The organism is Shewanella electrodiphila (assembly GCF_023283985.1).
Lineage (GTDB): Bacteria > Pseudomonadota > Gammaproteobacteria > Enterobacterales > Shewanellaceae > Shewanella > Shewanella electrodiphila.
In genome coordinates this window covers 285,217-310,666 of sequence record NZ_JAKIKU010000002.1, presented here as the reverse complement: position 1 = coordinate 310,666, position 25,450 = coordinate 285,217, and the positions used below count along the sequence as shown (strand labels likewise).

The following is a 25,450-nucleotide window of genomic DNA, read 5'->3' as shown; positions in this document are numbered from 1 at the left end:
CATAGGATCCATTTCGATTGCGTAAAGCCGATGAAATTATATAGCCTATCAGTGTTGCACCATTTTCATGCAGTACACATCATTTAAGTACCACATAGAATAATTATTCAATCAATATTAACCAATTTCAGATTATAAAAAAGAGCTCAAACTGTCTAATTTAGTTATATCAGATTCTTCATCGACGAAAAATATAACTAATTTATAACAATTAATCCAACACACTGTAAATTGGTCAGACCAAAAATAATAAAATTAAACCTCACTATGTGATAATTCTATAAAATATTCACAGTAATATTGAACATTATTCAATTCCGAGGGTTTTATCGCAAAAATGACAAGATTATGACCACTTCTATATAAAAAGAGATATCAAGAATAAGAACAACCAATCGCCCCAATGCTGTGCATGAATGCTCAAAAGCATAAATATGCCAATTTTAGCCCTAGAAGGTGACTATTTATGAACTTTATGAGCAGATTGGCTTTATTAGCAGCGAACTATTCTAGTGAATCAAACAAATCCTTCAGAGAGTGGCTTTAAAAAATTGATTATGTAGTTCAGTTAACTAGAACAGATTGAAATTATAAGAGGAGTTTTGGGACTTTAGAATCTTGAAAGTGAAAGGTGGAACGTGAAAGTTTTGATCTTGTGACTAGCTGTTAATAACAGCTTATATGGCAATGTGAACGAGTGATAACAGATAGTGCTGATAGATCTGTGTCAACCAAGTCATAAAGCATAAATTAAACGTAAAAAAAATGCCCTGTAGTAATCTACAGGGCATTCTCTTTATCATGGTGCGGATGGGAGGATTCGAACCTCCGACCGCCTGGTTCGTAGCCAGGTACTCTATCCAGCTGAGCTACATCCGCTAATTTTTTACGTTTACTGCATGCTCAATGCTATTTGAGCTTAGTTGCATATTCAATATATGCAAATAATGGCGGAGAGGGAGGGATTCGAACCCTCGATGGGAGTTAAAGCCCATACTCCCTTAGCAGGGGAGCGCCTTCGGCCACTCGGCCACCTCTCCGAATTATGGTGCGGATGGGAGGAGTCGAACCTCCGACCGCCTGGTTCGTAGCCAGGTACTCTATCCAGCTGAGCTACATCCGCATAATTTGGTATGAATTTTATATGGTGCGGATGGGAGGATTCGAACCTCCGACCGCCTGGTTCGTAGCCAGGTACTCTATCCAGCTGAGCTACATCCGCATATATAAAATGGTAAAGCTTTTGAATAATCTAATGGTGCGGATGGGAGGAGTCGAACCTCCGACCGCCTGGTTCGTAGCCAGGTACTCTATCCAGCTGAGCTACATCCGCTCATTAAATAATTCAAACACAAAATAGCAATGGTGCGGATGGGAGGATTCGAACCTCCGACCGCCTGGTTCGTAGCCAGGTACTCTATCCAGCTGAGCTACATCCGCATCGTTTACTATTTTTTAAGAAATGGCGGAGAGGGAGGGATTCGAACCCTCGATGGGATTTAAAGCCCATACTCCCTTAGCAGGGGAGCGCCTTCGGCCACTCGGCCACCTCTCCGTTTCTTGGGCGGTATATTACTGTTTGAAGAAAATAAGTCAAACCCTTTTTCAGAAACATATATTCATTTGAACTGTTTTTAATCATATTGCCGACTTAAGCCACAAATATTTTCAATTCACCCTACCGATTTTTGTTTTTTTGCTTTAAAACAATATCACTATTTAATGTCGTGACGTTTCAGTTTATCCATTTCTGCAATCGACAACGATTTTATTGTCCTTAAAAGTACACTTAGCCAAATCATGATATTAAGCCTTCTTTATATAACAGCACCAAAGCTTGCAACGCGAGAATAACCATGAATTGAAGAGTAAATAGTAGAGTGGATAGAAGAAGGAATAAAATACGAGTACAACGATGAGAGAATCAGCAAAACCTGAGTAAGCTTTGGGAGACCTAAAGTGCTATACAGAATAATCGAATCATTAAAAGATTGTTCATGGCATACAGAAATAACACAAACCGAAACACGACGAACTCATTCAATAATAGCTGGTTCGGTTTTATTCAATGCTCATAATCAAAGGTTGGTTCATTTTTGTGTCAGACACAAAAAAGCCAGCTTTCACTGGCTTAAATGGTATAACGCTGAACAATTCTGATTTATCAGAAATTGCCACCCTCAGGGGTGCTATTTCCAGATTTTTCAGACTGGATACGTTGATAAATTTCTTCACGATGAACTGATACTTCTTTAGGTGCATTCACACCGATACGTACTTGGTTACCTTTAACACCCAGTACAGTAACAGTCACTTCATCACCTATCATTAATGTTTCGCCTACACGGCGAGTCAAAATCAGCATTCGATTGCTCCTTTAGTCCAATCAGCATACACCAGCTTCTATCCGTAATATGCGCGTTTAATAGTGTTAGCTTAATACAAATCATTAGTGACGACACTAAATCAATAAAATTTTTAAGCTTTTTAGCGTAAAAAATCGAAAATCAAAGAATTTTGGCATTTTAAAAGTCTGCTTGTATCAAGCTGTTAACATTTGCAGACCATTCTTTAGACAAAGCTAAAACAGAACTTTCGCATCAAGTTGCTGCTTTCATCATCAAATTAGCATAAAAATCTATAACCAATTAATTTGTAGTGCTTTGAACCAGATTATACAAAATATTGATGTTGGTTAACTTATTAACCAACATCAATAAATCTACTATGCCAAACCTTAAACAATCACTCAAGCCATAAAGCGACTGAGATCAAAAGATGATGAAATAAAACAGTTTAATCTCTTAAATCATCACCTAAACTATCCGTTAGAACTGTTTTGGTTCATTACTAGCTTAAACGTTCTGTTAACCATGGTTGTACTAACGCTAACGCTTCATCAAGTTTCTCAGGCTGAGTACCACCAGCTTGCGCCATATCAGGACGTCCACCGCCTTTACCGCCAACTTGCTGAGCAACCATAGCAACTAACTCACCCGCTTTCACTTTACCTATAAGATCTTTGCTCACACCGGCAATTAAGTTCACTTTGCCTTCGTTTGCAATGCCTAATACGATAATCGCTGAATTAAGCTTTTGCTTTAATTCATCTTGCAAACCACGAAGTGATTTAGGATCTGCACCTTCAAGTTTTTTAACTAATACTTTAACGCCGTTAAGATCAATGGCTTCGCCAGCAATATCTGCGCTGGCTGCTGCCGCCAACTTGTCTTTAAGCTGAGACATTTCTTTTTCAAGTTGCTTCACTTTATCAAGCTGCGCTTTTAGTTTTACAACCACAGAAGCTGAGTCAGACTTAAGTAATGAAGCCGCTTTATCAAGCTGAGCTTGTTGCTCTGCTACATAAGCCATTGCTGCTGCGCCAGTTACTGCTTCAATACGGCGAATACCCGCAGCAATACCACCTTCTGATGTGATTTTGAATAAACCAATATCACCAGTGCGGCCCACATGAGTACCACCACAAAGCTCGATAGAGAAATCGCCCATGGTAACGACACGTACTTCGTTGTCGTACTTCTCACCAAATAACGCCATAGCGCCTTGCTCTTTGGCTTCATCAATCCCCATTACTGCGGTTTTCAGTTGATGATTACGACGAATTTGAGTGTTAACCATTTCTTCAACTTGCTTAAGTTCTGCTGCAGTAACAGCTTCAAAATGTGCAAAGTCAAAACGTAAACGTTCAGGGTTTACTAATGAACCTTTCTGGTTCACATGCGTGCCCAATACATTACGTAATGCGGAATGTAATAAATGCGTCACTGAATGGTTTAATTGAGTACGATGACGTAGTTTTTTATCCACTTCAGCGTTAACGGTTTGACCAAGGGTTAAGGTTCCAGCAGTTAACTTACCTTCATGACCAAAAGCCTGACCGAAAATTTGAGTGTCAGCGACTGTAAATACCGTTTCATCAACAGACAGTTGACCTTTATCACCAACCTGTCCACCAGACTCAGCATAAAACGGCGTGTTATCTAATACAATGACAGCGTCTTGTCCTGCGACAAGTGACTCTACTGCAACACCTTCAACGTAGATTGCTGTTACAACGCCTTGACCATTTAATTCGGTGTAACCACAGAATTCAGTCTCACCTTCGATTTTCAGGCCGCTGTTATAATCAGTACCAAAGTTACCAGCTGCTTGTGCACGGCTTCTTTGCTCTGCCATTGCTGCTTCGAAACCTGCTTCATCAACAGTAATATCACGCTCACGACAAACATCTGCCGTTAAATCAACAGGGAAACCATAAGTATCGTAAAGTTTGAATGCGGTTTCACCGTCTAACACATTAGTGCTTAACTCGTTTAATGCAGCATCTAGAATGCCTAAACCACGCTCTAGAGTTCTTGCAAACTGTTCTTCTTCCGCTTTCAACGACTTTTCAATAATCGCTTTCGCTTCAACAAGGCCTTTACCCGCATCGCCCATCACTTCGATAAGTGTAGGTAATAACTTGTAAAAGAATGTCTCAGTCGCCCCTAGCTTATTACCGTGACGAACTGCACGGCGAATGATTCGGCGTAGTACGTAACCACGACCTTCATTTGATGGCATAACACCATCAGCAATCAAGAATGAACAAGAACGAATATGGTCGGCAATAACGCGCAATGATTTATTTTCTAAATCTTCTACATTGATAATTTCAGCGGCTTTTTTGATTAAGGCTTGGAATATATCGATTTCGTAGTTTGAGTGTACACCTTGCATAATTGCTGCAATACGCTCAATGCCCATACCAGTATCAACTGAAGGTTTTGGTAACGGCTGCATTTCACCATCAGCTTGACGGTTATACTGCATGAATACGATATTCCAGATTTCGATGAAACGATCGCCATCTTCTTCAGGTGTGCCTGGGCGGCCGCCCCAAATGTGCTCACCGTGATCATAGAAAATTTCAGAACATGGACCACAAGGGCCAGTGTCACCCATTTGCCAGAAGTTATCTGAAGCGTAAGCTGCGCCTTTGTTGTCACCAATGCGAATAATATTTTCAGCTGCAACGCCGATTTTCTTATTCCAAATTTCAAATGCTTCATCATCAGTATCATAGATAGTGACGCATAATTTTTCTGTCGGTAATTTCAATGTTTGAGTTAAGAAGTTCCATGCAAATGAAATCGCTTCTTCTTTAAAGTAATCGCCAAAGCTGAAGTTACCTAACATTTCAAAAAACGTATGATGACGAGCGGTATAACCGACATTGTCTAAATCATTATGTTTACCACCAGCACGAACACAACGCTGTGATGTTGTCGCTCGAGTATAACCACGGTTTTCCAAGCCAAGAAAAGCTTCTTTAAACTGGTTCATACCCGCATTAGTAAACAATAACGTTGGGTCGTTATGCGGCACTAATGAGCTACTGTCGTCAACTTGGTGTCCGTTGTTACCAAAATACGCTAAAAATGCGCTTCTTAATTCTGTGGTGGTCTGAAACATGAAATCGCCCTAAATGGATAAATTCTATTTATCTTGAAGCTGTATAACAGCTCGAATATTGGCAACATTATATACTTAAACAAACTGAAGGTGCGAGAATCTAGCGGCTTAGATTAGCGATTTTCTTACATTTGGGAGCGATTATGTTAATCGACAATTCAATTTATTGAAATGAAACACTAAAACCTGTCATTTATCCGCCTAGCTTTAACAAACCTTAGCGATAACACTTATCTTGTTAGTATTGCGAGTAGCTTGATAGATCCCACAAGACAGAGACAGTTGCTCACAAATGTAGTTAACGCCGTATTCAAATTGCCAGAATTCGGCAATATCTGGCGCAATTGAACCGATAGAACTACCCTCTTTGGCTCCATATCATGGCGAAAAGTATCTAATAAACATCTCATTTTTATTGGCTGCTTGATAAGTGACAATCCGCGCTTGTTGAGTTCACTCGCTAAACCTTTTTCATCAACATCAAAAATGACAACAGCTTCTTTACTGGCGAATGGAAAATCAAATAACCATTGAAATTAGTGGTTTGTTTCGCATTATCAAGCTGCGCTGCATTATCAACAACGACTTCATCAACAACAGTTTCAGACTTTGTCGTTTCACCTAAACAAATATGACTATCGATAACGTCGACCAAACCAGATGATAATAAAGGTGCTATAAGTTCAACGGCAGCCAACTCAAGAGTGTATGTACTAGTTGAGCTGGATTTAACCGTAATGTGCTTGTTTATAAATGTGCAATTTGAAAGGTTAATGTCAGTATTAAGTTCACTGATAATGACACCTGCAGCAGCTAAGGTGCCATGACCACGTAAGCTCACTTCAGTTTAAGGTGAGAACCAATAAATACGATAACCAAGCCCTGTATGATTGCTGGCTTTAAAAATAAACGTACTGATTGGCAGTTGGTTTTCTACAGCTCGCTTCTGCATCATTGTTTCGTTTTCAAAAACCGCTTTTGAGCAACAAACTTCTACTGCTTCAGGCTTACCAGCTTGAGTTTCACCACTAAATATTTGGCGAATAAATTGATTAAACAAACGCTTTTGGGCCATAGCTATTCCAATAAATAAGCCATGCAAGTTATGGTTCTATTCAGCTCGAAAAGCCCATCTATTGCTTTAACGTTCATCAATTTAAAGACTCGTTCGAAAGAAGCTTGCGTCTTAATAGATCTCTTTCGTCGGACTTTAATTAAATACTGAGGATTAATTTTACCCTTATTGCAAATGCCCATAGGACATAGGACATAGGACATAGAGTTTGCATGCGTGGGCTTTCATAAAACAGTCATCATTAGTGAGTCATAATCTATATTTACATTAGAAAACATTTTGTATATTTAATCGTCAGAAATCTAATATAGAGATAACCTTATATGCTTTTACTTTATAAACAAAAAACTAAACCTATTTCGTAATTGAGTGGTAAATTTTAAGTGGAAAATATGGACTAAACTAGATGATATATAGGTGTTAATAATTATTGTGTGCGGAATCAAACTGGAATTGAAAGGAAAAGGAAGTGTATATGGAAATAAGCTCGTCGCCTAAAATGTCAAAATTCCTATTGTTACTTGAACGCTATAAAGCAACCAGAGCTGAAACGAGTCAAATTTGTAGTTGTTTAGAAATAGAAGATCTTTGCATACAGCCTTGCGCTGAAGTCAGTCCACCCAAATGGCATTTAGGCCACACGACTTGGTTTTTTGAAGAGCTTATTCTAGTTCCATTTTTAACTGGCTATAAAAGATTCGGTGAACAATTCAGCCTAATATTTAATTCCTACTATAAAGCTGCGGGGCTGCATTGGACCCAACAAAATCGTGGTCACCTTTCCAGGCCGACCGTGGCAGAAATTTATCAATACCGAGAACAAACAGATCAATTAATAGCCAAGCTATTTATTGACTTGGATTTGTTAGAACGTGGCTTATTAAATAGTGACTTGTTAGCTAGCCAACAAAGTATTGAAGTAGCAAAGCTGATTGAAATTGGAATTCATCATGAGCAGCAACATCAAGAATTACTTTATATGGATATCAAATATATCCTCCATTGCAACCCATCAACGCCTGCATATTTTCAGCAACAGCTTCCAGCATCTAAAGAAGTAAAGCCATCATGGCAAAGATTTGATAGCCAATTAACAGAAATTGGTCATCAAGGAGATGGATATGCATTTGATAATGAGTGTCCTCAGCATAAAAGCTATTTAACTGGGTTTTCGATATCAGAAACCCTTGTCACCAATGGAGAATACCTTCAATTTATTGAAGGAAAAGGTTATCAGCAAACGAAATATTGGCTGAGCATGGGCTGGGATTGGGTGTGCGAAAATAACCTGATATCACCACTTTATTGGCGACAAGTTAATGGACAATGGCTTGAATATACCCTCCATGGACTCGCCCCGATAGATTTAAATGCTCCTGTGGTTCATGTCAGCTATTTTGAAGCAACCGCATATGCACAATGGCGACAATGCCGTTTACCGACAGAACAAGAATACGAGCACTTTCTATTTCATAGAGAGTTCGCTCATAAAGAACTTACCTCCACCGATTTACAGGCTAATGTCTTTCATCCCAATAATGCCGATGCGCAAACCCATCAAGTCTGGTGTTGGACCCAAAGCCATTATTCTGCTTATCCAGGTTACAAACCATTTGAAGGAAAGCTTGAAGAATACAATGGTAAATTTATGTGTAATCAATTCGTACTTCGAGGGGGTTGCATAGCGACACCATCAAATCATTACCGTCATACTTATCGAAACTTTTATCAACCACACCAACGATGGATGTTTTCAGGCATCAGGCTTGCTAAAGATTGAAGAAATTAAGGATGAAAAGTGAAAATATCTAAAATTGATAACAGCAAAAAAGCTGTTGAAGCAATGAATAAAGAGCAATTTGCTATCGATGTGCTCACAGGGTTGAGCGCATCTCCAAAAGCACTGCAGGCCAAATATTTTTATGATGATACTGGCAGTAAAATATTTCAAAAAATCACTCAGCATCCTGACTATTATCCGACAAAAACTGAGTACGAAATATTAGATTACGCTAAACACCAACTTGCAGATCTTATCAATGAATCAGAAATAGATATAATTGAACTTGGCGCAGGAGATGGCCATAAAACTCAGTTAATCATTAATGGTTTTACCGATAATAATTGTAAAGTAAATTACTACCCGATCGATATTTCAGAAAAAGCGATGTTAATGCTAAAAGAGACCATTAGCCCTCACCCGTTTGTTGAGTGTCATGGCATCGTCGCTGAATATTTCGAAGGTTTGCGTCAAGTTCGGGAAACGTCTAAAAATCGACAGTTAGTATTATTTCTTGGATCAAACATAGGTAATTTTGACCGAGTCCAAAACCAAGGTTTTCTGCGTCGTCTATGGATGAACATGGACAACAATGATTACTTAATTGTGGGGTTTGACTTAAAGAAGGACGTCGATGTGCTAACTAAGGCATATAACGACTCTAGCGGACTAACAAGTGACTTTAATTTAAATTTACTAACACGAATCAATAACGAACTTGGCGGTGACTTTGATATTAGTAAATTTCAGCATTTTGGCGTTTACAGTCCGTTACTCGGTGCTATGGAAAGTTATGTCATTGCCACTGAACCGCAAAGCGTTTATATCGCTGAGTTAAAACGCCACTTTCACTTTGAAGCATTTGAACCTATACACTTAGAATTTTCGTTTAAATTTTTAAAAAGTGACATTGACTTTATCAGTCAAAAAACTGGGTTTGAGGTCATTAGACATTTTAGTGATAACAAGGAGTACTTCATTGATTCCCTTTGGCAAGTACAGAAATAGTTTTATCTTTGAGCAAGAACCAAGCTGTTGAATAAGCTCTATTTTAGGATGAATAATTAAAACAAGCTTTTCTCTAATACGATTCAATAATGACTTTGATAGGATAATAATTATGGCAGATGACACTTCATATAAGACTCCACATGATACTCATAGCAATAAACAAAATGCGATCGCATTCTATGAAATGGCTTATTTAGGTGAACCAGAAAAAGCCGTAGGTTTATATGTGGGTGCAGACTACATTCAACATAATCCGGTTGTTGGTGACGGCAAACAAGCTTTTATCGATTATTTCACCGAAATGGCAGAGTATCAGGGTAAGAGCATTCGTTTTGTTAGAGCGATCGCTGAAGGTGATTTGGTTGCATTACACACCCATCAAACTTGGCCTGGAAATGACCAATATATCACCATGGACTTCTTCCGCTTTGATGAGCAGGGAAAAATTGTTGAGCATTGGGATTCAATTCAACAAGTTCCAAGTGAATCTAAAAACAACAATACGATGTACTAGCTTGACTCATACTAACCTGACTCATATTAGCCTGACTCGTATTAATCTGGCTCATTTTAGCCTAGCTCACATTGGCATGATTATGTATTAGACTGGCTCGGTTTAGTCTGGCCCATATTTATGTTTCCACATTCTGCTTTTCAACTTTGATGACAGATAATATCCAGTCTTACGTAATAAAGACCATAAAAAAATCGCGATAGACATATGCCTATCGCGATTATTATATTTGCATCAAGTGGCTAACAATTGCCCCTTAACCAAAGTTTAGAATACTTAAGTTAAACTCGATTTAAAAAACTTCACCTGTTTCTAAATCAATATTTTCATCAGACTCTGCAGGAGCTGCTTCTTTTTCTTTGCTTAATAGCATTTGACGTAAGTTAGTTTCAATCTCTTCAGCTATTGCTGGGTTTTCAACTAAGTATTTACCAGCATTAGCACGGCCTTGACCGATTTTATTGCCTTGATAGCTGTACCATGCACCTGCTTTTTCAACAAGCTTATGCGCTACACCTAAATCAACTAACTCGCCAGTACGGTTAATCCCTTTACCATAGAGAATTTGGAATTCAGCTTGTCTAAATGGCGCAGCAATTTTGTTCTTAACCACTTTCACGCGTGTTTCATTACCCACAACAGCATCACCATCTTTAATCGCACCTGTACGGCGAATATCAAGACGAACTGAAGCGTAGAACTTAAGTGCATTACCACCCGTTGTGGTTTCTGGGTTACCAAACATAACACCAATTTTCATGCGGATTTGGTTAATAAAGATAAGCAGTGTGTTTGATTGCTTAAGGTTACCAGCAAGTTTACGCATTGCTTGGCTCATCATACGTGCCGCTAAGCCCATGTGCGAATCACCAATCTCACCTTCGATTTCCGCTTTAGGTGTTAATGCAGCAACCGAATCGACAATAATTACATCAACAGCGCCAGAGCGTGTTAATGCATCACAAATCTCAAGCGCTTGCTCACCCGTATCAGGCTGAGAACATAAAAGGTTATCAATATCTACGCCTAAGTTTTTCGCATAAATAGGGTCAAGTGCGTGTTCAGCATCAATAAAGGCACAAGTTTTACCTTGGCGCTGCGCTGCTGCAATCACTTCAAGTGTTAAGGTTGTTTTACCAGAAGATTCAGGACCGTAGATTTCTACGATACGTCCCATTGGTAAACCACCAGCACCTAGTGCAACATCCAATGAAAGTGAGCCAGTAGAAATTGTTTCAACATCCATTGTGCGATCTGCGCCCAACTTCATGATTGAACCTTTACCAAATTGCTTTTCAATTTGGCCTAGTACGGCATTTAACGCTTTCTCTTTATTTGGATCTGCTTTCATTCTCTTTATCCCTTTAAGGTGACTCAATTCGACATGCGAACTTGGTAACGAATAAATTTGTCTGTCTAACAATATGAGCTCAGTATACTGTATAATCATACAGTATCAATAGTTACTGTATACTTTTTTGACATTATTTCATTCGTATAATATTTTTATCTTATTAATCAATGCCTAATAATCAAGATAAGTTTTAAAACCTCAAAGACCTCATTGAACAAACTACTGTATACACTAGTATGAGCGAATGTAAAATATCGAGTTTTCAAAGATTTAATTCGTAATAAATAACAGTACTTGTCTTTCTAAAAGTCACTGTATGAACATCGCTTATTGGGAATCAAACTAAATATTGTTAAGATGAGCCCCGTTTATTATCCCGTATTAAAGCCAGATTAAGAGCAACTACTTAATGACCGTAAATGAAGACCCAAGTTTAGAAAAGCATACCCCAATGATGCGTCAATATTTGACGCTAAAAGCACAGCACCCAGAGATGCTTTTGTTTTATCGTATGGGAGACTTTTATGAATTATTTTATGAAGATGCCAAACTGGCTTCTGAACTATTAGGGATTTCACTTACTGCTAGAGGCAAGAGTGGCGGCAATGCAATACCTATGGCAGGTTTACCCTATCACGCGGTTGAAGGTTATCTCGCCAAGCTAGTACAGATTGGTCAATCAGTCGCTATTTGTGAGCAGATTGGCGATCCCGCTACCAGTAAAGGTCCAGTAGAACGAAAAGTCGTTCGTATTGTTACCCCTGGCACCTTAACTGACGAAGCCTTATTACAAGAAAGACAAGACAACTTACTCGCTGCGGTTTACCAAGGTAAAAATGGCTATGGCTACGCAACCTTGGACGTGTCATCAGGTCGATTTGTCATTGTTGAACTTGAGAATTCAGAAACATTAGAAGCTGAGTTGCAGCGCACTAGCCCTGCAGAGCTTTTATACAGTGAAGATTTAGCTGATAGACATCTTATCGAGAACCTTAAGGGGATTAGACGTCGCCCTGAATGGGAATTTGATTACGACACTAGTATCCAGCTATTGCTGGAACAGTTTGGCACAAAAGACCTTCATGGCTTTGGTGTTAGCCATGCGCGTTTATCTTTACAAGCCGCTGGCTGTCTTATGCAATACGTAAAAGACACCCAAAAAACAGCTCTACCCCATATCAGCAGCATTACCATGTTTAACCAAGCTGATACGATAATTTTAGATGCCGCAACTAGGCGAAATCTTGAGTTGACCGTTAATCTTTCGGGTTCTCGTGATAACACTCTTGCTTGGGTATTAGATAAAACGGCTACGCCTATGGGCAGCCGAATGTTACAGCGCTGGATCCATCAACCATTACGCGATCAACAGCATATAAGCCAACGACAACAAGCGGTTTCTGAGTTAATAGAAACAGGCTTATTCGCTGACTTACACCAACAATTAAAAGCCTTAGGCGATATCGAACGTATCATGGCTCGCCTTGCTATTCGTAGTGCTCGTCCTAGGGATTTTGCACGCCTTCGCCAAGCCTTAGATTTGTTGCCTGAAATCCAACAAACACTCAGTCACTGCAAACAAGCTGAAATGCAACGCTTAGCAGCTTTATTAGGTGAGTTTCCTGAGCAACAACAATTGTTGCAATCAGCCATTGTTGATAACCCGCCAATGCTAATCCGTGACGGTGGCGTTATCCGTTCAGGATATAATGCACAGTTAGATGAGTGGCGTGGCCTTAGCGAAGGTGCCAATGATTATTTAGTACAAATGGAAGCCCGTGAAAAAGAACAAACTGGCATTAATACGCTAAAGGTTGGCTATAACCGAGTGCACGGCTATTACATTGAAGTCAGCCGCTTACAATCTGATCAAGTACCATTAAGCTATCAACGTCGCCAGACTCTTAAAAATACTGAGCGATATATCACCCCAGAGCTTAAAGAATACGAAGAGAAAGTACTTTCAAGCCAAGGCAAAGCTTTGGCAATTGAAAAGCAACTTTGGGAAGAATTGTTCGATTTACTTTTACCCAAATTACATGAATTACAGCAATTTGCTCAAGCTGCATCGGAGTTAGATGTACTCAGTAATTTTGCTGAGCGTGCAGAAACATTAGGGTATATCTGCCCACAAATTAGTAATGAAATTGGTATTCATATAGAAGCGGGTCGTCATCCAGTCGTTGAACTAGTCAGCCAAAGTCCATTTATCGCCAACCCAGTTGCACTGGCACCAGAGCGACGTATGCTGATTGTCACCGGGCCTAATATGGGCGGTAAATCAACCTATATGCGCCAAGTCGCGCTAATCACGCTTATGGCACATATAGGCAGTTTTGTGCCTGCGCAAAAAGCAGTGATTGGCCCCATTGATCGCATATTCACCCGTATTGGCGCATCTGACGATCTGGCATCTGGGCGTTCAACTTTTATGGTTGAAATGACTGAGACAGCAAACATCCTTCACAATGCGACAGCGAAAAGCTTAGTATTAATGGATGAAATTGGCCGAGGAACATCAACCTATGATGGACTATCGCTTGCGTGGTCTGCAGCTGAATACTTAGCTGAAAAAGTGGCAGCGCTAACCTTATTTGCAACTCACTATTTTGAGTTAACTCAACTACCTGAACAAATATCAGGCGCTGCCAATGTGCATTTAGATGCCGTAGAACATGATGACACCATCGCCTTTATGCATGCAGTGCAAGAAGGCGCAGCAAGTAAAAGTTATGGATTACAAGTCGCATCACTTGCAGGCGTACCAGCTCATGTCATAAAAGCTGCCAAACAAAAACTGCATATGCTTGAAAGTCGCGATTTAGCGAATACACAGAATGTCCCTATCCAAGAGGCACTTAATCTTACCATGCCTGAGCCGCTATCATCAGCTGCGACAGAAAAGCTCGCTCAGATTAATCCTGATGATTACAGCCCTAAACAAGCTTTAGATATGCTGTATGAACTCAAGCGATTAACTAATCTGTAAGACGCTATTGGTTAACTATTTGATGATAAGCCGCAACAGTAAAATGTAGCGGCTTTTTAATCTGAAGATTTGCTTTAACTATTAGTTTTCAAGTGATTTTAATCCACTCGTATCAACACCTTTCATAACTTCTCGCTCTAACGCGTGTTGCTCAGCTAGCTCATTAGTCTTTTTCTGCTGCTGTAAATTTTGTTGCTCAATGCTCATTCTTACCTGACGCTGTATCGATTCTTGCTCAGTTTCACATTGACGAAATCCATCAGACCAACCTTGAGCATAATCTGTTTCACTATTAAAACGGGTTACATCCTTTTTAAATTGATCAAATAAACTTCCCCCAGCTTTATTTCCGCTATCACAACCATCCTGAAAACCATCGGCATAAGCTAAAGGGTAACCTTGCTCGACCATACTATCGCGAGTACTTTGACAAGCTGTAATAATTAATAAGCTCAATGGAATTAATAATAGAATAATTTTACTTTTCATCTTAAACCTCCAGTTTCTGAACATTCAGGCAATAAAAAAGGGCATTAATGCCCTTATTTCACTATATTTCAAAGTACTAGCTTCTAAATAATGCTTCAACTGACAAGCCTTGAGCCCCTAATACGTCTTTCAATCTTTTTAATGCTTCAACTTGAATTTGACGCACACGCTCACGCGTTAAGCCAATTTCAGCACCCACATTTTCTAATGTAGAAGGTTCATAACCCAGTAATCCAAAACGTCTCGCTAATACTTCTCTTTGTTTAGTATTTAGCTCGTTTAACCATCCTACAATTGAATGAGATAAATCTTCATCTTGTACTTTATAATCTGGCCCAACTGAATCATCATCAGCAATGACATCAAGTAAGGCTTTGTCATTATCGCCACCTAACGGTGTATCTACTGAGGTAATTTTTTCGTTCAGCTTTAACATGCGGCTTACATCGCTGGTAGAGACATCTAAAGTGTCAGCAATTTCTTCTGCCGTTGGCTCATGATCAAGTTTTTGAGCTAGCTGTCTCGCGGTACGTAAGTACACATTAAGCTCTTTAACGACATGAATAGGTAAACGAATGGTGCGGGTTTGATTCATGATAGCTCTTTCGATGGTTTGTCTAATCCACCAAGTCGCATAAGTTGAAAAACGGAATCCTCGCTCTGGGTCAAATTTTTCGACCGCGCGAATAAGCCCAAGATTACCTTCTTCAATAAGATCAAGTAACGCTAAGCCTCGGTTGTTATACCTTCTGGCAATTTTGACAACCAAGCGTAAATTACTTTCTATCATGCGGTTACGAGACTTCTCGCAGCCTTTGAGTGCTTTACGTGAAAAGAAGACTTCTTCTTCTGCACTAAGCAAAGGGGAAAAACCGATCTCACCTAGATATAGCTGAGTGGCGTCAAGATTCTTTTGCAAATCATCTTGAACTTGTTGATCAATATCGGATTGCTGCCCTTCTTTGGCTTTTCCTGCCTTCGGCGCAACCTCTTGTGGTTGTGTGGCTAAATCCATAAGCTCTACTGCGACTGCAGCGTTGTTTTTTTGGCTCATATGGTGCTCTCCCAAACCTGGTAAATTTAAGTAACTAGTGCACTTGCCTATCCTCCGTTTTAATGTGAACTAAACAGTTAACGTTTAGGTAAATAGTTTAATGGGTTTACTGACTTACCATGGAGACGTATCTCAAAATGAAGCATCACCTGGTTGGCCCCTGTACTACCCATTTTCGCAACTGTCTGTCCGGCATTTACATATTGCTTTTCTTTGACCAATATTGAATCTGCATGAGCATATGCACTTAAAAAATCATCGTTATGTTTGATAATCACCAAATTGCCATAACCACGAAGCGCATTACCAGCATAAACAACTCTTCCATCAGCAGCGGCTTTAATGATATCGCCACGTGTACCTGCAACCTTAATACCTTGGTTGCCCTGCTGCGTTGTAGAGAAATACCCTATTATCTTGCCTTTATTCGGCCAGTTCCACTTACTTACTTTATCAGGTAAGCCTGAAACAGGATTTTTCGCTACTTGAACCGTCTTTTCTGGGGTAGTTTTTACAGAATACGCAGGCTTCGCTTTGTGATCAAGCTCTTTTTTTGTACTGTTTTTGTTAGCTGTGGCATTAGCTTGTTTTGTTACTGTGGTTTGTTTTGGCACAGTTTTCTTTACTGGCTTGGGTTTGGCGTTCGCTACAGCAACCGATTTAGATGTGGATTTAACCGTTGTAGGCTTGTAGAGTTTTAAGGTCTGACCAGGGTAGATGGTATATGGCGCTTTGAGCTTATTATAAGCCGCAATATCATTAAAATCTTTACCCGCTCCCCATGAGATAGAGTAAAGAGTATCACCTCGTTTGACTTTATAGCTTCCAGAAGTAATTGAGCCTTTATTATATTTAGGGCCTGCAGCGGAGGAAATGCTTTGCACAGGCGCAGGTGTATGAGCTTGAAAGCTACAGCCTGATAAAAAACTCACGAATAAAAAGACATACAACCAATTGTGATACTTCAATCACTCTCTCCAGCTAAGATGGGAAATATCACCCTAATTAAGCAAGTTCACCATTAATTAATGGCACAAATTTAACAGCTTCAATGATTTGCGAGTTAAACTCATTATTTTGACGGGTTATTTTTAATAGCTGCTGTGAATCCTCACCTACTGGTATCACTAACACACCGCCTTCAGATAACTGGGTTAATAAAGCCTCAGGTACTGATGCCGCCGCAGCAGTAACCATAATCGCGTCAAATGGCGCTTTATTTTGCCAGCCCTTCCAACCATCACCGTATTTAAACGATACGTTATGTAAGTCTAAGCGCTTTAATCTTTGCCTCGCCTGGATTTGCAGTGCTTTGATCCGTTCAATTGTACATAGCTGCGGTACAAGTTGGGCTAAGATAGCCGCTTGATAACCAGAACCCGTACCAATTTCCAACACTTTAACGGGATTATGTTGCAGGAGTAATTCGGTCATTCGCGCGACTATATATGGCTGAGATATCGTTTGCCCTTGGCCAATTGGAAGTGCTGTATTCTCATAAGCTTTATGGGCAAGAGCACCATCTAAGAACAACTCTCTTGGCGTATTAGACACAGCCTCTAATACGGCGCTATTGCTGATGCCTGCTTCATGCAGTTTTCTCGCTAAATTGATAGCTACAGTTGAGGCTACCTGACTCATAATTTGTTTATCCAGTTCTCTAGACCAGCAAGCTGGTTATATGCAGTTAAATCGACGGTTAGCGGCGTAATGGACACGTAACCTTGTTCAACTGTACCAAAGTCAGTATCTGCGCTCGCATCTTGTTCTTTTCCTGGCGGGCCAAGCCAATAGATATCACGCCCTGCAGGATCTTGGGCTTTGATCATTCCTTCAGCTTTATGTCTTGAACCTAAACGAGTGACTTTCATGCCCTTTATTTGCTCTAAAGGTAAGTCAGGAACATTCACATTCAAAATCTGATCGCTATCAATCGGGTGTTCAAGTAGTCCTTGGACAATTCTAGCGGCATATATTGCGGCGCTTTGATAATGGATAAGTTCTTTACCCACAAGGGAGACTGCAATAGCAGGTAACCCCAAGAAACGACCTTCAGTTGCTGCGGCAACAGTACCAGAATAAAGGGTATCATCACCCATGTTAGCGCCAGCATTAATGCCTGAAACAACAATATCAGGCTCAATTTCGCACAGTTCTCTAATCGCTAAATGAACACAATCAGATGGCGTTCCATTAACTGCAATATAACCATTCTCTAAGTTATTAATTCTTAATGGATTAGTCAAGGTCAAAGAATTACTTGCGGCTGAACAATTACGATCAGGTGCGACAACCGTAATATTAGCAATTTGGGCTAATTCTTCAGCTAACGCTTTAATCCCTGGTGCTGTTACACCATCATCATTACTGACAAGTATATTAATCACGAGTTAGACTCTTGGTTCGTTGCTGTAGCTTCGGCAAGTTTTTGTTGCTGTATCAGTGCATTTTGCTCAGCAACCATCTGTTTACGTTGCACTTCTTGCACATCTTGATAATCCAGTAACTCGCGAAGAACGGATGTCGCGTAACTTCCTGCAGGTAAAATAAATTCGATAACTAAACTGTCCTGTTCAAATCGATACTTCATTGCTTGTGGCTTAAGTAATAATGGGCGGCGTTCCTGTTCTAGACCTGCCTGTTCAAGACCGGTTAAATCTTGGGTTAGCTCTGCTAATGCAGTTTGTTCTACTAACGCTGCATCAGCTTGAGGAAGTACCGAGCCTCGTCCCCACAATGGCGCAGATAATTGAATATCATTATCAGACAAACGCTTTAACGTTGCTGGATCCCACTTTTCAGCCACAAAAAAGCTTTTACTACCTGCAAGCATAACGCAATCTCCCGTAAGGGGCGCAACACTGTGATGGTGTAATCGATAAGAAACTACCTGATTAAATACATTCGATCTTACAGCCGATAAATATATACTACGCTTTTTGCGATCCTTCACTTTTTTACCAGCCAGCATTTGTTGACCAAAGATTAAGTTTTTACCTTGATGGCCAAAACGTTGTTCACCAAAGTAATTAGGAACGCCAGTTTCCATGACTTGTTGAATGCGCTTTTCAAGGGCATCTTTATCTGACACATTACGTAATGTCAGCTCAAAGCGATTACCTAATAATGCACCGATGCGTAATTTTTTACTGTGTCGCTGACTAGACAGAATCGTCAATCGAGTTTGATTCTGATGAGTTTCATCATTGACATTCCCAACAGAAACTTCATCAACAGGCGTTGATAATGATTGCCAATCTGGGGTTTCTTTACCTGGTATGCGCACACCAAACCACTGCTCAGTCACTGCATTTCTGTCTTTTTGACCTGCATAAGTCACTTCTTTTTGATGCACTTTGGCAAACTTTGCTAGAATTTCAGCGACCTGATTTGTATTCAGGCCTTCTTTGCGAACATGGATCATATGATGCTCACCTTCGCCTGTTGGGCTAAAAGGCAGCATTTCCTTCACGATAAAATCACTATTAAAAGTGCGTAAATCTGCAGTGCAGGTGGGTTTATCAAAAAGGTAATGTAACGAACTCATGTTTTATTCTCAAAGTATGAAATCAATTTATAGTAAGCGGCTAACTCATCAAGCAAATGGCTAACTTACACAGATAAAAGTTTAAAAGGTAAATCTTAACGGGCAGGTTTATACCAGTTTATTCATTAAGACGACAGACTCAACCGCTATGCCTTCTTTACGGCCTGTAAATCCTAACTTTTCTGTAGTCGTGGCTTTAACGTTAATATTTTCAATATCGGTTTCTAAATCTTCTGCTAAACACATTCTTATCGCTTGAATATGCGGTAACATTTTCGGTGCTTGGGCAATAATAGTGACGTCGAGATTACCAATAACAAACTGTTTCTGTTTGGCTAGATTAAAACAATGCCTTAGTAATACACGGCTATCAGCTCCTGCAAATTCCGCATCGGTATCAGGGAAATGCTTACCAATATCCCCCATTGCCATGGCACCGAGAATCGCATCTGAAATAGCGTGCAAAACAACATCACCATCAGAGTGGGCTATTAAGCCTGTCTCATACGGAACTGTAACGCCGCCAAGAATCAGTGGCTTATCACCACCAAACTTATGTACGTCAAACCCATGGCCAATTCGAATATTCATTATCTTAGATTACCGTTTATTATATGACTGTTATTGCACAATATTTTTATGAATTAACTATTATTAATTAACTCAGCCTATTCAAACCGACTGAATGTTGGCTAAAAACAACTTTGCCAATTGTAAATCGTCAGGATGTGTAACCTTTATATTATCAGCTCTACCTGATACTAACCCAGGATTTACACCCGCCCACTCCATAGCACTGGCTTCATCAGTGATTTGTACACCTTGCTCAAGTGCTGCAGCTAGGTTGTTCTTAAGTTGCTGACAAGGAAATAACTGTGGTGTTAAGGCATGCCATAGGTTGTCTCGACACACAGTTTCTGCAACTTGAGCTGAGTTGGCCTCTTTAGCAACGATACTTCTTTTCATCGTATCTCGAACTGGCATGGCCAATATTGCACCTTGAGGGTGATGATCGCGAGACTGTAGAAGCTTATCGATATCAGTTTGAGTCAGGCAAGGTCTTGCTGCGTCATGCACTAACGCCCATGTATCACCCGTTGCATTTACTTGATTAACGCTTAGTTCGTTTAAGGCTGCAAGAACAGAATCAGCACGTTCATTACCACCAATCACGGTCATGACTTTCGCATGATTAGCTTGGCTAAGGTTGGCAAAAAACTCGTCTTCGGGATGCAGTGCTACAATGACTTTACTGATATTTGGATGCGAAATTAAACTGTCTAACGTGTGGGCTAAAATAGTTTGTTCACCGAGCATTAAATATTGTTTGGGAATAGATGCGCCCATCCTGGCGCCAATACCTGCAGCAGGTACAATTGCTACAACTGATTGCTTTGCAGAATTCATATAAATTACTGACCGAAAGTTGAATTATTACGAGGGTTATTTCCAACAACGCGATAAAAAGTCTCACCTTCTTTGACCATACCCAGCTCGTTACGAGCACGCTCTTCAATGGCTTCGGTGCCACTTTTTAGATCGATAATTTCGGCTTTAAGCACTTGGTTACGGGCGATGAGTTTATCGTTGCTTTCTTGCTGACTGGCAATCTGCTTTTGCAGATTCATATACTGGGAAAGATTGTTCTCGCCTAACCAAAGTCGATACTGCAACAAGCCTACTAAGATAATCAGTAATAGTAAAAGTCGTTTCATAAATCGGTTATCAGCGATAATTATTAGTAATAGTAACGCTATAGTACAACAAAAAAGGCCACCTAGTGGTGGCCTTTTTAAGATTTAGTAAAGATTAAGCTTGGCCTTTCACTTCTTTAAGACCGTTGTAAGGTGCTTTTTCACCTAATGCTTCTTCGATACGAAGTAATTGGTTGTACTTAGCAACACGGTCACTACGGCTTAAAGAACCCGTTTTGATTTGACCTGCAGCAGTACCAACAGCTAAATCAGCAATGGTTGCGTCTTCAGTTTCACCACTACGGTGAGAAATAACAACAGTGAAACCTGCATCTTTAGCCATTTTGATTGCTGCTAAAGTTTCAGTCAGTGAACCGATTTGGTTGAATTTAATTAAGATTGAGTTAGCAATACCGTTATCGATACCACGTTTTAAAATCTTAGTGTTCGTTACGAATAAATCGTCACCAACCAATTGGATTTTGTCACCCATCAATTTAGTTTGATGTGCAAAACCTTCCCAATCTGACTCATCTAGACCATCTTCAATAGAAACGATTGGGTATTCTTTCGTCAAATCTTGTAAGAAGTAGTTAAACTCTTCTGAAGTGAATTTCTTACCTTCACCTTTAAGATCGTAGATATTGGCTTCTTTATCAAAAAACTCTGATGCAGCACAATCCATCGCTAAGGTGATGTCTTTGCCTAGCTCGTAGCCAGCATTAGCAACAGCCACTTTAATTGCAGCTAAAGCAGATGCATTTGATGGAAGGTTTGGTGCGAAACCACCTTCATCACCCACAGCTGTAGAGTGACCATCAGCTTTAAGTACTTTCGCTAAACTATGGAATACTTCTGCACCCATACGTAAACCTTCGCGGAAGTTAGCTGCGCCAACAGGTTGAATCATAAATTCTTGGATATCTACGCTGTTATCAGCATGCTCACCACCATTGATGATATTCATCATAGGTAATGGCATAGAGTAAACACCTGGAGTGCCGTTTAAGTCAGCAATATGTGCGTATAAAGGAACTTTCTTTGAAATTGCTGCTGCTTTAGCTGCAGCTAAAGATACTGCTAAGATAGCGTTTGCGCCAAACTTAGCTTTGTTTTCAGTGCCATCTAGGTCAATCATGATTTGGTCAAGTTCAGCTTGAGCCAATGCATCTTTACCTTTTAGCGCTTCTGCGATTGGGCCATTAACGGCTTCAACTGCTTTTAATACACCTTTACCTAAGTAACGCGCTTTATCGCCATCACGTAATTCTAACGCTTCACGAGAACCAGTAGATGCACCTGATGGTGCTGCAGCCATACCGATATAACCATCTGCAAGATGCACTTCAGCTTCAACCGTTGGGTTACCGCGTGAATCCATGATTTCGCGACCAATGACATTAATAATGTTAGCCATAACTTCCTCGATAAATGTAAGATAAAATTAAAATAGAAAATCAATACCATTAATCAGCAACATTCTTAATATTGAAGATTGATTATTGGTATTTCACTTTCAGTTTGGTAATTAACTGTCAATTCGATGCATAGCATAGACCTATTATCTTGATGCTTCAACTATCAAAGTACCAAGTTGGAATCTGCCATGAAAAAAAAGCCATTGATGGAGTCATCAATGGCTTTCGTTATTTAGCTTGCTTCACCTTTTTGATGCGCTGCAGCTGCTGCTACAAAGCCTTCAAATAAAGGATGACCATCACGTGGTGTTGAGGTGAACTCTGGGTGGAATTGACCAGCAACAAACCAAGGGTGGTTTGGTAACTCAATCATTTCGACTAGCTTGCGATCAGATGATAAGCCACTGAATATCAGTCCCGCTTTCTCTAAACGCTCAACGTAGTTGTTGTTCACTTCAAAACGGTGACGATGACGCTCAACACAAGTATTCGAGTTATAAGCTGCAGCAGCTTTTGTGCCTTCAGCTAAATGACATAGCTGGGCACCTAAACGCATTGTGCCGCCTAAGTCAGACTCTTCATGGCGAGTTTCAACATTACCTTCTTCATTGATCCACTCAGTGATCAAACCAATCACTGGGTGCTCAGTTTTAGAGTTAAACTCAGTTGAATGGGCATCTTCAAGTTTAGCAACATGACGAGCAAACTCGATAAGCGCAACTTGCATACCTAAACAAATACCGAAGTAAGGAATGTTGTTTTCACGTGCGTATTGAGCTGCAAAAATCTTACCTTCAACGCCACGCTCACCGAAACCACCAGGAACCAAAATGCCGTCTAAGCCAGTTAAGACTTCTGCACCTTTGGCTTCAACAGTTTGTGAGTCTACATATTGAATGTTTACTGTAACGCGGTTTTTTAGACCTGCATGTTTTAATGCTTCATTAACTGACTTATATGCATCAGGTAATTCAATGTATTTACCCACCATACCAATGGTGATTTCACCAGTTGGGTTAGCTTCTTGGTAAATAACATTTTCCCACTCTGATAAATCAGCTTCTTTACAATCAATGCCAAAACGCTTGATCACTAATTCATCAAGGCCTTGTGAGCGAAGTAAAGCTGGGATCTTGTAGATACTGTCTACATCTTTTAATGAAATAACCGCTTTTTCTTCTACATTACAGAATAACGAGATTTTCGCTTTTTCGTTTGCAGGAATTGCGCGGTCACCACGACAAACTAAAACGTCTGGCGCGATACCAATTGAGCGTAACTCTTTTACAGAGTGCTGTGTTGGCTTGGTTTTAATTTCACCCGCAGCGCCCAAGAATGGCACTAAGGTTAAATGCATGAATAAAGTGCGATCACGTCCTAGCTCAGCACTTAATTGACGAATAGACTCTAGGAAAGGTAGTGATTCAATATCACCCACTGTGCCACCGATTTCTACGATAGCAACATCATGGCCTTCACCACCTTCAAGCACTTTTTCTTTAATCGCATTAGTAATATGCGGGATGACCTGAATAGTTGCGCCTAAATAGTCACCACGACGCTCTTTACGAAGCACTTGCTCATAAATACGGCCTGTAGTGAAGTTATTACGACGATTCATTTTGGTGCGAATAAAACGTTCGTAATGACCTAAATCTAAATCAGTTTCAGCACCGTCTTCAGTAACGAAAACTTCACCATGCTGAGTTGGACTCATGGTTCCTGGATCAACGTTAATGTATGGGTCCAGTTTCATAATGGTTACATTGAGGCCACGCGCCTCTAAAATTGCTGCTAGAGATGCTGCTGCAATGCCTTTACCTAGTGATGAAACAACGCCACCAGTTACGAAGATATACCTTGTAGTCATGCTGAACCTGAGAATGTGAGTTTGAAAAATACGTGCTTGTAAGAAAGCACTAGGACGGGGCGACATTCTACCAAATTAGCCCGATAACAACAAACAATAAACTCATAAAATTGCGTTAATAACGTTTAATTAGCCAACAGCTTCATTCAATGCGATTTTTAGATTAATAACATAACCGCAGTTATCGCTACAATGCGATTAAACCAACTAACAATGAAGTCACCATTAGCATCAGCTTTACTTTGCAAAAGTTATTTTGCTTTTTCCTGCTGTTTAACCTTCTCCCAGTATGCATCTAGCTCTTCTAAAGAATGTTCATCGATTGATTTACCACTTTGCTCGGCACACACTTCTACGCCTCGAAAACGTCGTTCAAATTTTTGATTAGCTTGTCTTAAGGCTTGTTCTGGCTCTACGCCTAAATGCCTTGCCATGTTTGCAACGGCAAATAACAAGTCGCCCATTTCATCAACCACTCGCTCGTGGTACTTTTCTGGCTCAGTATTAAGGTGCTTTGCTTCTTCCATCACCTCATCTATTTCTTCGTGCACTTTCGCCACCACAGGCGCTAAATCAGGCCAATCAAACCCGACCTTGGCGACCCTTTTTTGGATCTTAATTGCGCGGTTCATTGCGGGTAGAGTGACAGGAATATCAGCCAATAATGAAAACTGCTGTTTTTGCTCTCGCTCAGACTGCTTTATCGCATCCCAAGATTGTTTAACCTTTTCAGCACTTACAAGAGCAGAATCAGTAGGAAACACATGAGGGTGTCGCCTCGTCAGCTTGTCACAAATCTTCTCGACCACGGTTGAAAAGTCAAACATGCCCTGCTCTTTCGCTAACTGACAATAAAACACCACTTGAAATAACAAGTCACCTAATTCATCAGGTAAGGAGTCAAAGTCAGCTTGTTCGATTGCATCTGCAACTTCATATGCTTCTTCGAGGGTAAAAGGCACTATCGTCTTAAAGTTTTGCTGCTTGTCCCATGGGCAACCAGTTTCAGGATCTCGCAGCTTTTCCATGATGGTTAAAAGCGGTTGGATAATATTGTCAGTTTTCGATTGGCCTTTTGGCATGGGGAAATATCCAATTAATGAGCGGGATTAAACAAAAAGGTGGTAAACCTAATGATTTACCACCTCAATTAACAACGAGCTTATTACAAGCTTTAATC

The 25,450-nt window shown here is 40.1% G+C and carries 21 protein-coding genes and 7 tRNA genes; 4 read left to right on the top strand and 24 right to left on the bottom strand.

Features of this window, described 5'->3' with window-relative positions; translation table 11 throughout:
- Window positions 1-802 precede the first annotated feature (802 nt).
- From L2737_RS04920 to L2737_RS04870, 11 genes are all read right to left on the bottom strand, one after another.
- Window positions 803-879: transfer RNA gene (locus L2737_RS04920), tRNA-Arg, on the bottom strand.
- Window positions 880-948: 69 nt separating this feature from the next.
- Window positions 949-1,040: transfer RNA gene (locus L2737_RS04915), tRNA-Ser, on the bottom strand.
- 6 nt (window positions 1,041-1,046) lie between these two features.
- A tRNA-Arg gene (locus L2737_RS04910) sits at window positions 1,047-1,123 on the bottom strand.
- A 22-nt stretch (window positions 1,124-1,145) separates the two neighbouring features.
- Window positions 1,146-1,222, bottom strand: a tRNA-Arg gene (locus L2737_RS04905).
- Between the two features lie 34 nt (window positions 1,223-1,256).
- Window positions 1,257-1,333 (bottom strand) — tRNA-Arg (locus L2737_RS04900).
- 30 nt (window positions 1,334-1,363) lie between these two features.
- Window positions 1,364-1,440: transfer RNA gene (locus tag L2737_RS04895), tRNA-Arg, on the bottom strand.
- 23 nt (window positions 1,441-1,463) lie between these two features.
- Window positions 1,464-1,555, bottom strand: a tRNA-Ser gene (locus L2737_RS04890).
- 609 nt (window positions 1,556-2,164) lie between these two features.
- Complete coding sequence (csrA, locus tag L2737_RS04885) at window positions 2,165-2,365, bottom strand: carbon storage regulator CsrA (RefSeq protein ID WP_102526966.1); 201 nt, start codon at window positions 2,363-2,365, stop codon at window positions 2,165-2,167.
- Window positions 2,366-2,850: 485 nt separating this feature from the next.
- Window positions 2,851-5,475 (bottom strand): alanine--tRNA ligase, encoded by a 2,625-nt coding sequence (alaS, locus tag L2737_RS04880; protein ID WP_248954962.1) that lies wholly within the window; start codon window positions 5,473-5,475, stop codon window positions 2,851-2,853.
- 460 nt (window positions 5,476-5,935) lie between these two features.
- The gene (locus L2737_RS04875) at window positions 5,936-6,316 is read right to left on the bottom strand and encodes a hypothetical protein (RefSeq protein WP_248954961.1); all 381 of its coding nucleotides are present in this window, start codon (window positions 6,314-6,316) and stop codon (window positions 5,936-5,938) included.
- Window positions 6,317-6,322: 6 nt separating this feature from the next.
- Window positions 6,323-6,550, bottom strand: coding sequence for a hypothetical protein (locus tag L2737_RS04870; RefSeq protein ID WP_248954960.1), 228 nt, complete (start codon window positions 6,548-6,550; stop codon window positions 6,323-6,325).
- Between the two features lie 475 nt (window positions 6,551-7,025).
- Here L2737_RS04870 and egtB point away from each other — a divergent pair, with 475 nt between their 5' ends.
- The 3 genes from egtB (at window position 7,026) to L2737_RS04855 (ending at window position 9,855) form a co-directional block, all read left to right on the top strand.
- Complete coding sequence (gene egtB, locus L2737_RS04865) at window positions 7,026-8,330, top strand: ergothioneine biosynthesis protein EgtB (RefSeq protein WP_248954959.1); 1,305 nt, start codon at window positions 7,026-7,028, stop codon at window positions 8,328-8,330.
- Between the two features lie 18 nt (window positions 8,331-8,348).
- Window positions 8,349-9,338, top strand: a complete 990-nt coding sequence (locus tag L2737_RS04860; RefSeq protein ID WP_248954958.1) for an L-histidine N(alpha)-methyltransferase — start codon at window positions 8,349-8,351, stop codon at window positions 9,336-9,338.
- A gap of 112 nt (window positions 9,339-9,450) precedes the next feature.
- On the top strand, window positions 9,451-9,855 hold the full coding sequence (locus L2737_RS04855; RefSeq protein ID WP_248954957.1) for a nuclear transport factor 2 family protein: 405 nt from the start codon (window positions 9,451-9,453) through the stop codon (window positions 9,853-9,855).
- A 292-nt stretch (window positions 9,856-10,147) separates the two neighbouring features.
- Here the strand turns inward: L2737_RS04855 and recA are convergent, their stop codons facing one another.
- A complete protein-coding gene (gene recA, locus L2737_RS04850; RefSeq protein ID WP_102526964.1) occupies window positions 10,148-11,206 on the bottom strand; it encodes a recombinase RecA in 1,059 nt (352 codons plus the stop codon).
- A 412-nt stretch (window positions 11,207-11,618) separates the two neighbouring features.
- Here recA and mutS point away from each other — a divergent pair, with 412 nt between their 5' ends.
- On the top strand, window positions 11,619-14,198 hold the full coding sequence (mutS, locus tag L2737_RS04845) for a DNA mismatch repair protein MutS (protein WP_248954956.1): 2,580 nt from the start codon (window positions 11,619-11,621) through the stop codon (window positions 14,196-14,198).
- A gap of 81 nt (window positions 14,199-14,279) precedes the next feature.
- Here the strand turns inward: mutS and L2737_RS04840 are convergent, their stop codons facing one another.
- The 12 genes from L2737_RS04840 to mazG form a co-directional block, all read right to left on the bottom strand.
- Window positions 14,280-14,687: a hypothetical protein gene (locus L2737_RS04840; RefSeq protein WP_248954954.1), complete on the bottom strand. Its 408-nt coding sequence runs from the start codon at window positions 14,685-14,687 to the stop codon at window positions 14,280-14,282.
- Between the two features lie 76 nt (window positions 14,688-14,763).
- The gene (rpoS, locus tag L2737_RS04835) at window positions 14,764-15,741 is read right to left on the bottom strand and encodes an RNA polymerase sigma factor RpoS (protein WP_102526961.1); all 978 of its coding nucleotides are present in this window, start codon (window positions 15,739-15,741) and stop codon (window positions 14,764-14,766) included.
- Window positions 15,742-15,818: 77 nt separating this feature from the next.
- A complete protein-coding gene (locus tag L2737_RS04830; protein ID WP_248954953.1) occupies window positions 15,819-16,709 on the bottom strand; it encodes a peptidoglycan DD-metalloendopeptidase family protein in 891 nt (296 codons plus the stop codon).
- 37 nt (window positions 16,710-16,746) lie between these two features.
- On the bottom strand, window positions 16,747-17,382 hold the full coding sequence (locus tag L2737_RS04825; RefSeq protein WP_102526959.1) for a protein-L-isoaspartate(D-aspartate) O-methyltransferase: 636 nt from the start codon (window positions 17,380-17,382) through the stop codon (window positions 16,747-16,749).
- On the bottom strand, window positions 17,379-18,128 hold the full coding sequence (gene surE / locus L2737_RS04820) for a 5'/3'-nucleotidase SurE (protein WP_248954952.1): 750 nt from the start codon (window positions 18,126-18,128) through the stop codon (window positions 17,379-17,381). Before surE ends, L2737_RS04825 begins: the two co-directional genes overlap by 4 nt.
- A complete protein-coding gene (gene truD / locus L2737_RS04815; RefSeq protein ID WP_248954951.1) occupies window positions 18,125-19,288 on the bottom strand; it encodes a tRNA pseudouridine(13) synthase TruD in 1,164 nt (387 codons plus the stop codon). The genes surE and truD overlap by 4 nt, the downstream gene beginning before the upstream one ends.
- A 108-nt stretch (window positions 19,289-19,396) precedes the next feature.
- Complete coding sequence (gene ispF / locus L2737_RS04810; protein WP_102526956.1) at window positions 19,397-19,879, bottom strand: 2-C-methyl-D-erythritol 2,4-cyclodiphosphate synthase; 483 nt, start codon at window positions 19,877-19,879, stop codon at window positions 19,397-19,399.
- An 81-nt stretch (window positions 19,880-19,960) separates the two neighbouring features.
- Window positions 19,961-20,695, bottom strand: a complete 735-nt coding sequence (gene ispD, locus L2737_RS04805) for a 2-C-methyl-D-erythritol 4-phosphate cytidylyltransferase (RefSeq protein WP_248954950.1) — start codon at window positions 20,693-20,695, stop codon at window positions 19,961-19,963.
- A gap of 5 nt (window positions 20,696-20,700) precedes the next feature.
- On the bottom strand, window positions 20,701-21,003 hold the full coding sequence (ftsB, locus tag L2737_RS04800; RefSeq protein ID WP_102526954.1) for a cell division protein FtsB: 303 nt from the start codon (window positions 21,001-21,003) through the stop codon (window positions 20,701-20,703).
- Between the two features lie 94 nt (window positions 21,004-21,097).
- On the bottom strand, window positions 21,098-22,399 hold the full coding sequence (gene eno / locus L2737_RS04795; RefSeq protein ID WP_248954949.1) for a phosphopyruvate hydratase: 1,302 nt from the start codon (window positions 22,397-22,399) through the stop codon (window positions 21,098-21,100).
- Between the two features lie 233 nt (window positions 22,400-22,632).
- Window positions 22,633-24,270: a CTP synthase gene (pyrG, locus tag L2737_RS04790; protein ID WP_102526952.1), complete on the bottom strand. Its 1,638-nt coding sequence runs from the start codon at window positions 24,268-24,270 to the stop codon at window positions 22,633-22,635.
- Between the two features lie 251 nt (window positions 24,271-24,521).
- On the bottom strand, window positions 24,522-25,352 hold the full coding sequence (gene mazG, locus L2737_RS04785; protein ID WP_248954948.1) for a nucleoside triphosphate pyrophosphohydrolase: 831 nt from the start codon (window positions 25,350-25,352) through the stop codon (window positions 24,522-24,524).
- Window positions 25,353-25,450 lie beyond the last annotated feature (98 nt).

What these genes read in the sequence shown, in the direction of transcription:
- mazG (WP_248954948.1), bottom strand. Translation starts at nt 25,352, where the DNA reads ATGCCAAAAGGCCAATCGAAAACTGACAATATTATCCAACCGCTTTTA.
- L2737_RS04825 (WP_102526959.1), bottom strand. Translation starts at nt 17,382, where the DNA reads ATGAGTCAGGTAGCCTCAACTGTAGCTATCAATTTAGCGAGAAAACTG.
- ispF (WP_102526956.1), bottom strand. Translation starts at nt 19,879, where the DNA reads ATGAATATTCGAATTGGCCATGGGTTTGACGTACATAAGTTTGGTGGT.
- ftsB (WP_102526954.1), bottom strand. Translation starts at nt 21,003, where the DNA reads ATGAAACGACTTTTACTATTACTGATTATCTTAGTAGGCTTGTTGCAG.
- rpoS (WP_102526961.1), bottom strand. Translation starts at nt 15,741, where the DNA reads ATGAGCCAAAAAAACAACGCTGCAGTCGCAGTAGAGCTTATGGATTTA.
- eno (WP_248954949.1), bottom strand. Translation starts at nt 22,399, where the DNA reads ATGGCTAACATTATTAATGTCATTGGTCGCGAAATCATGGATTCACGC.
- ispD (WP_248954950.1), bottom strand. Translation starts at nt 20,695, where the DNA reads ATGAATTCTGCAAAGCAATCAGTTGTAGCAATTGTACCTGCTGCAGGT.
- L2737_RS04855 (WP_248954957.1), top strand. Translation starts at nt 9,451, where the DNA reads ATGGCAGATGACACTTCATATAAGACTCCACATGATACTCATAGCAAT.
- pyrG (WP_102526952.1), bottom strand. Translation starts at nt 24,270, where the DNA reads ATGACTACAAGGTATATCTTCGTAACTGGTGGCGTTGTTTCATCACTA.
- L2737_RS04840 (WP_248954954.1), bottom strand. Translation starts at nt 14,687, where the DNA reads ATGAAAAGTAAAATTATTCTATTATTAATTCCATTGAGCTTATTAATT.
- alaS (WP_248954962.1), bottom strand. Translation starts at nt 5,475, where the DNA reads ATGTTTCAGACCACCACAGAATTAAGAAGCGCATTTTTAGCGTATTTT.
- recA (WP_102526964.1), bottom strand. Translation starts at nt 11,206, where the DNA reads ATGAAAGCAGATCCAAATAAAGAGAAAGCGTTAAATGCCGTACTAGGC.
- L2737_RS04870 (WP_248954960.1), bottom strand. Translation starts at nt 6,550, where the DNA reads ATGGCCCAAAAGCGTTTGTTTAATCAATTTATTCGCCAAATATTTAGT.
- csrA (WP_102526966.1), bottom strand. Translation starts at nt 2,365, where the DNA reads ATGCTGATTTTGACTCGCCGTGTAGGCGAAACATTAATGATAGGTGAT.
- egtB (WP_248954959.1), top strand. Translation starts at nt 7,026, where the DNA reads ATGGAAATAAGCTCGTCGCCTAAAATGTCAAAATTCCTATTGTTACTT.
- truD (WP_248954951.1), bottom strand. Translation starts at nt 19,288, where the DNA reads ATGAGTTCGTTACATTACCTTTTTGATAAACCCACCTGCACTGCAGAT.
- mutS (WP_248954956.1), top strand. Translation starts at nt 11,619, where the DNA reads ATGACCGTAAATGAAGACCCAAGTTTAGAAAAGCATACCCCAATGATG.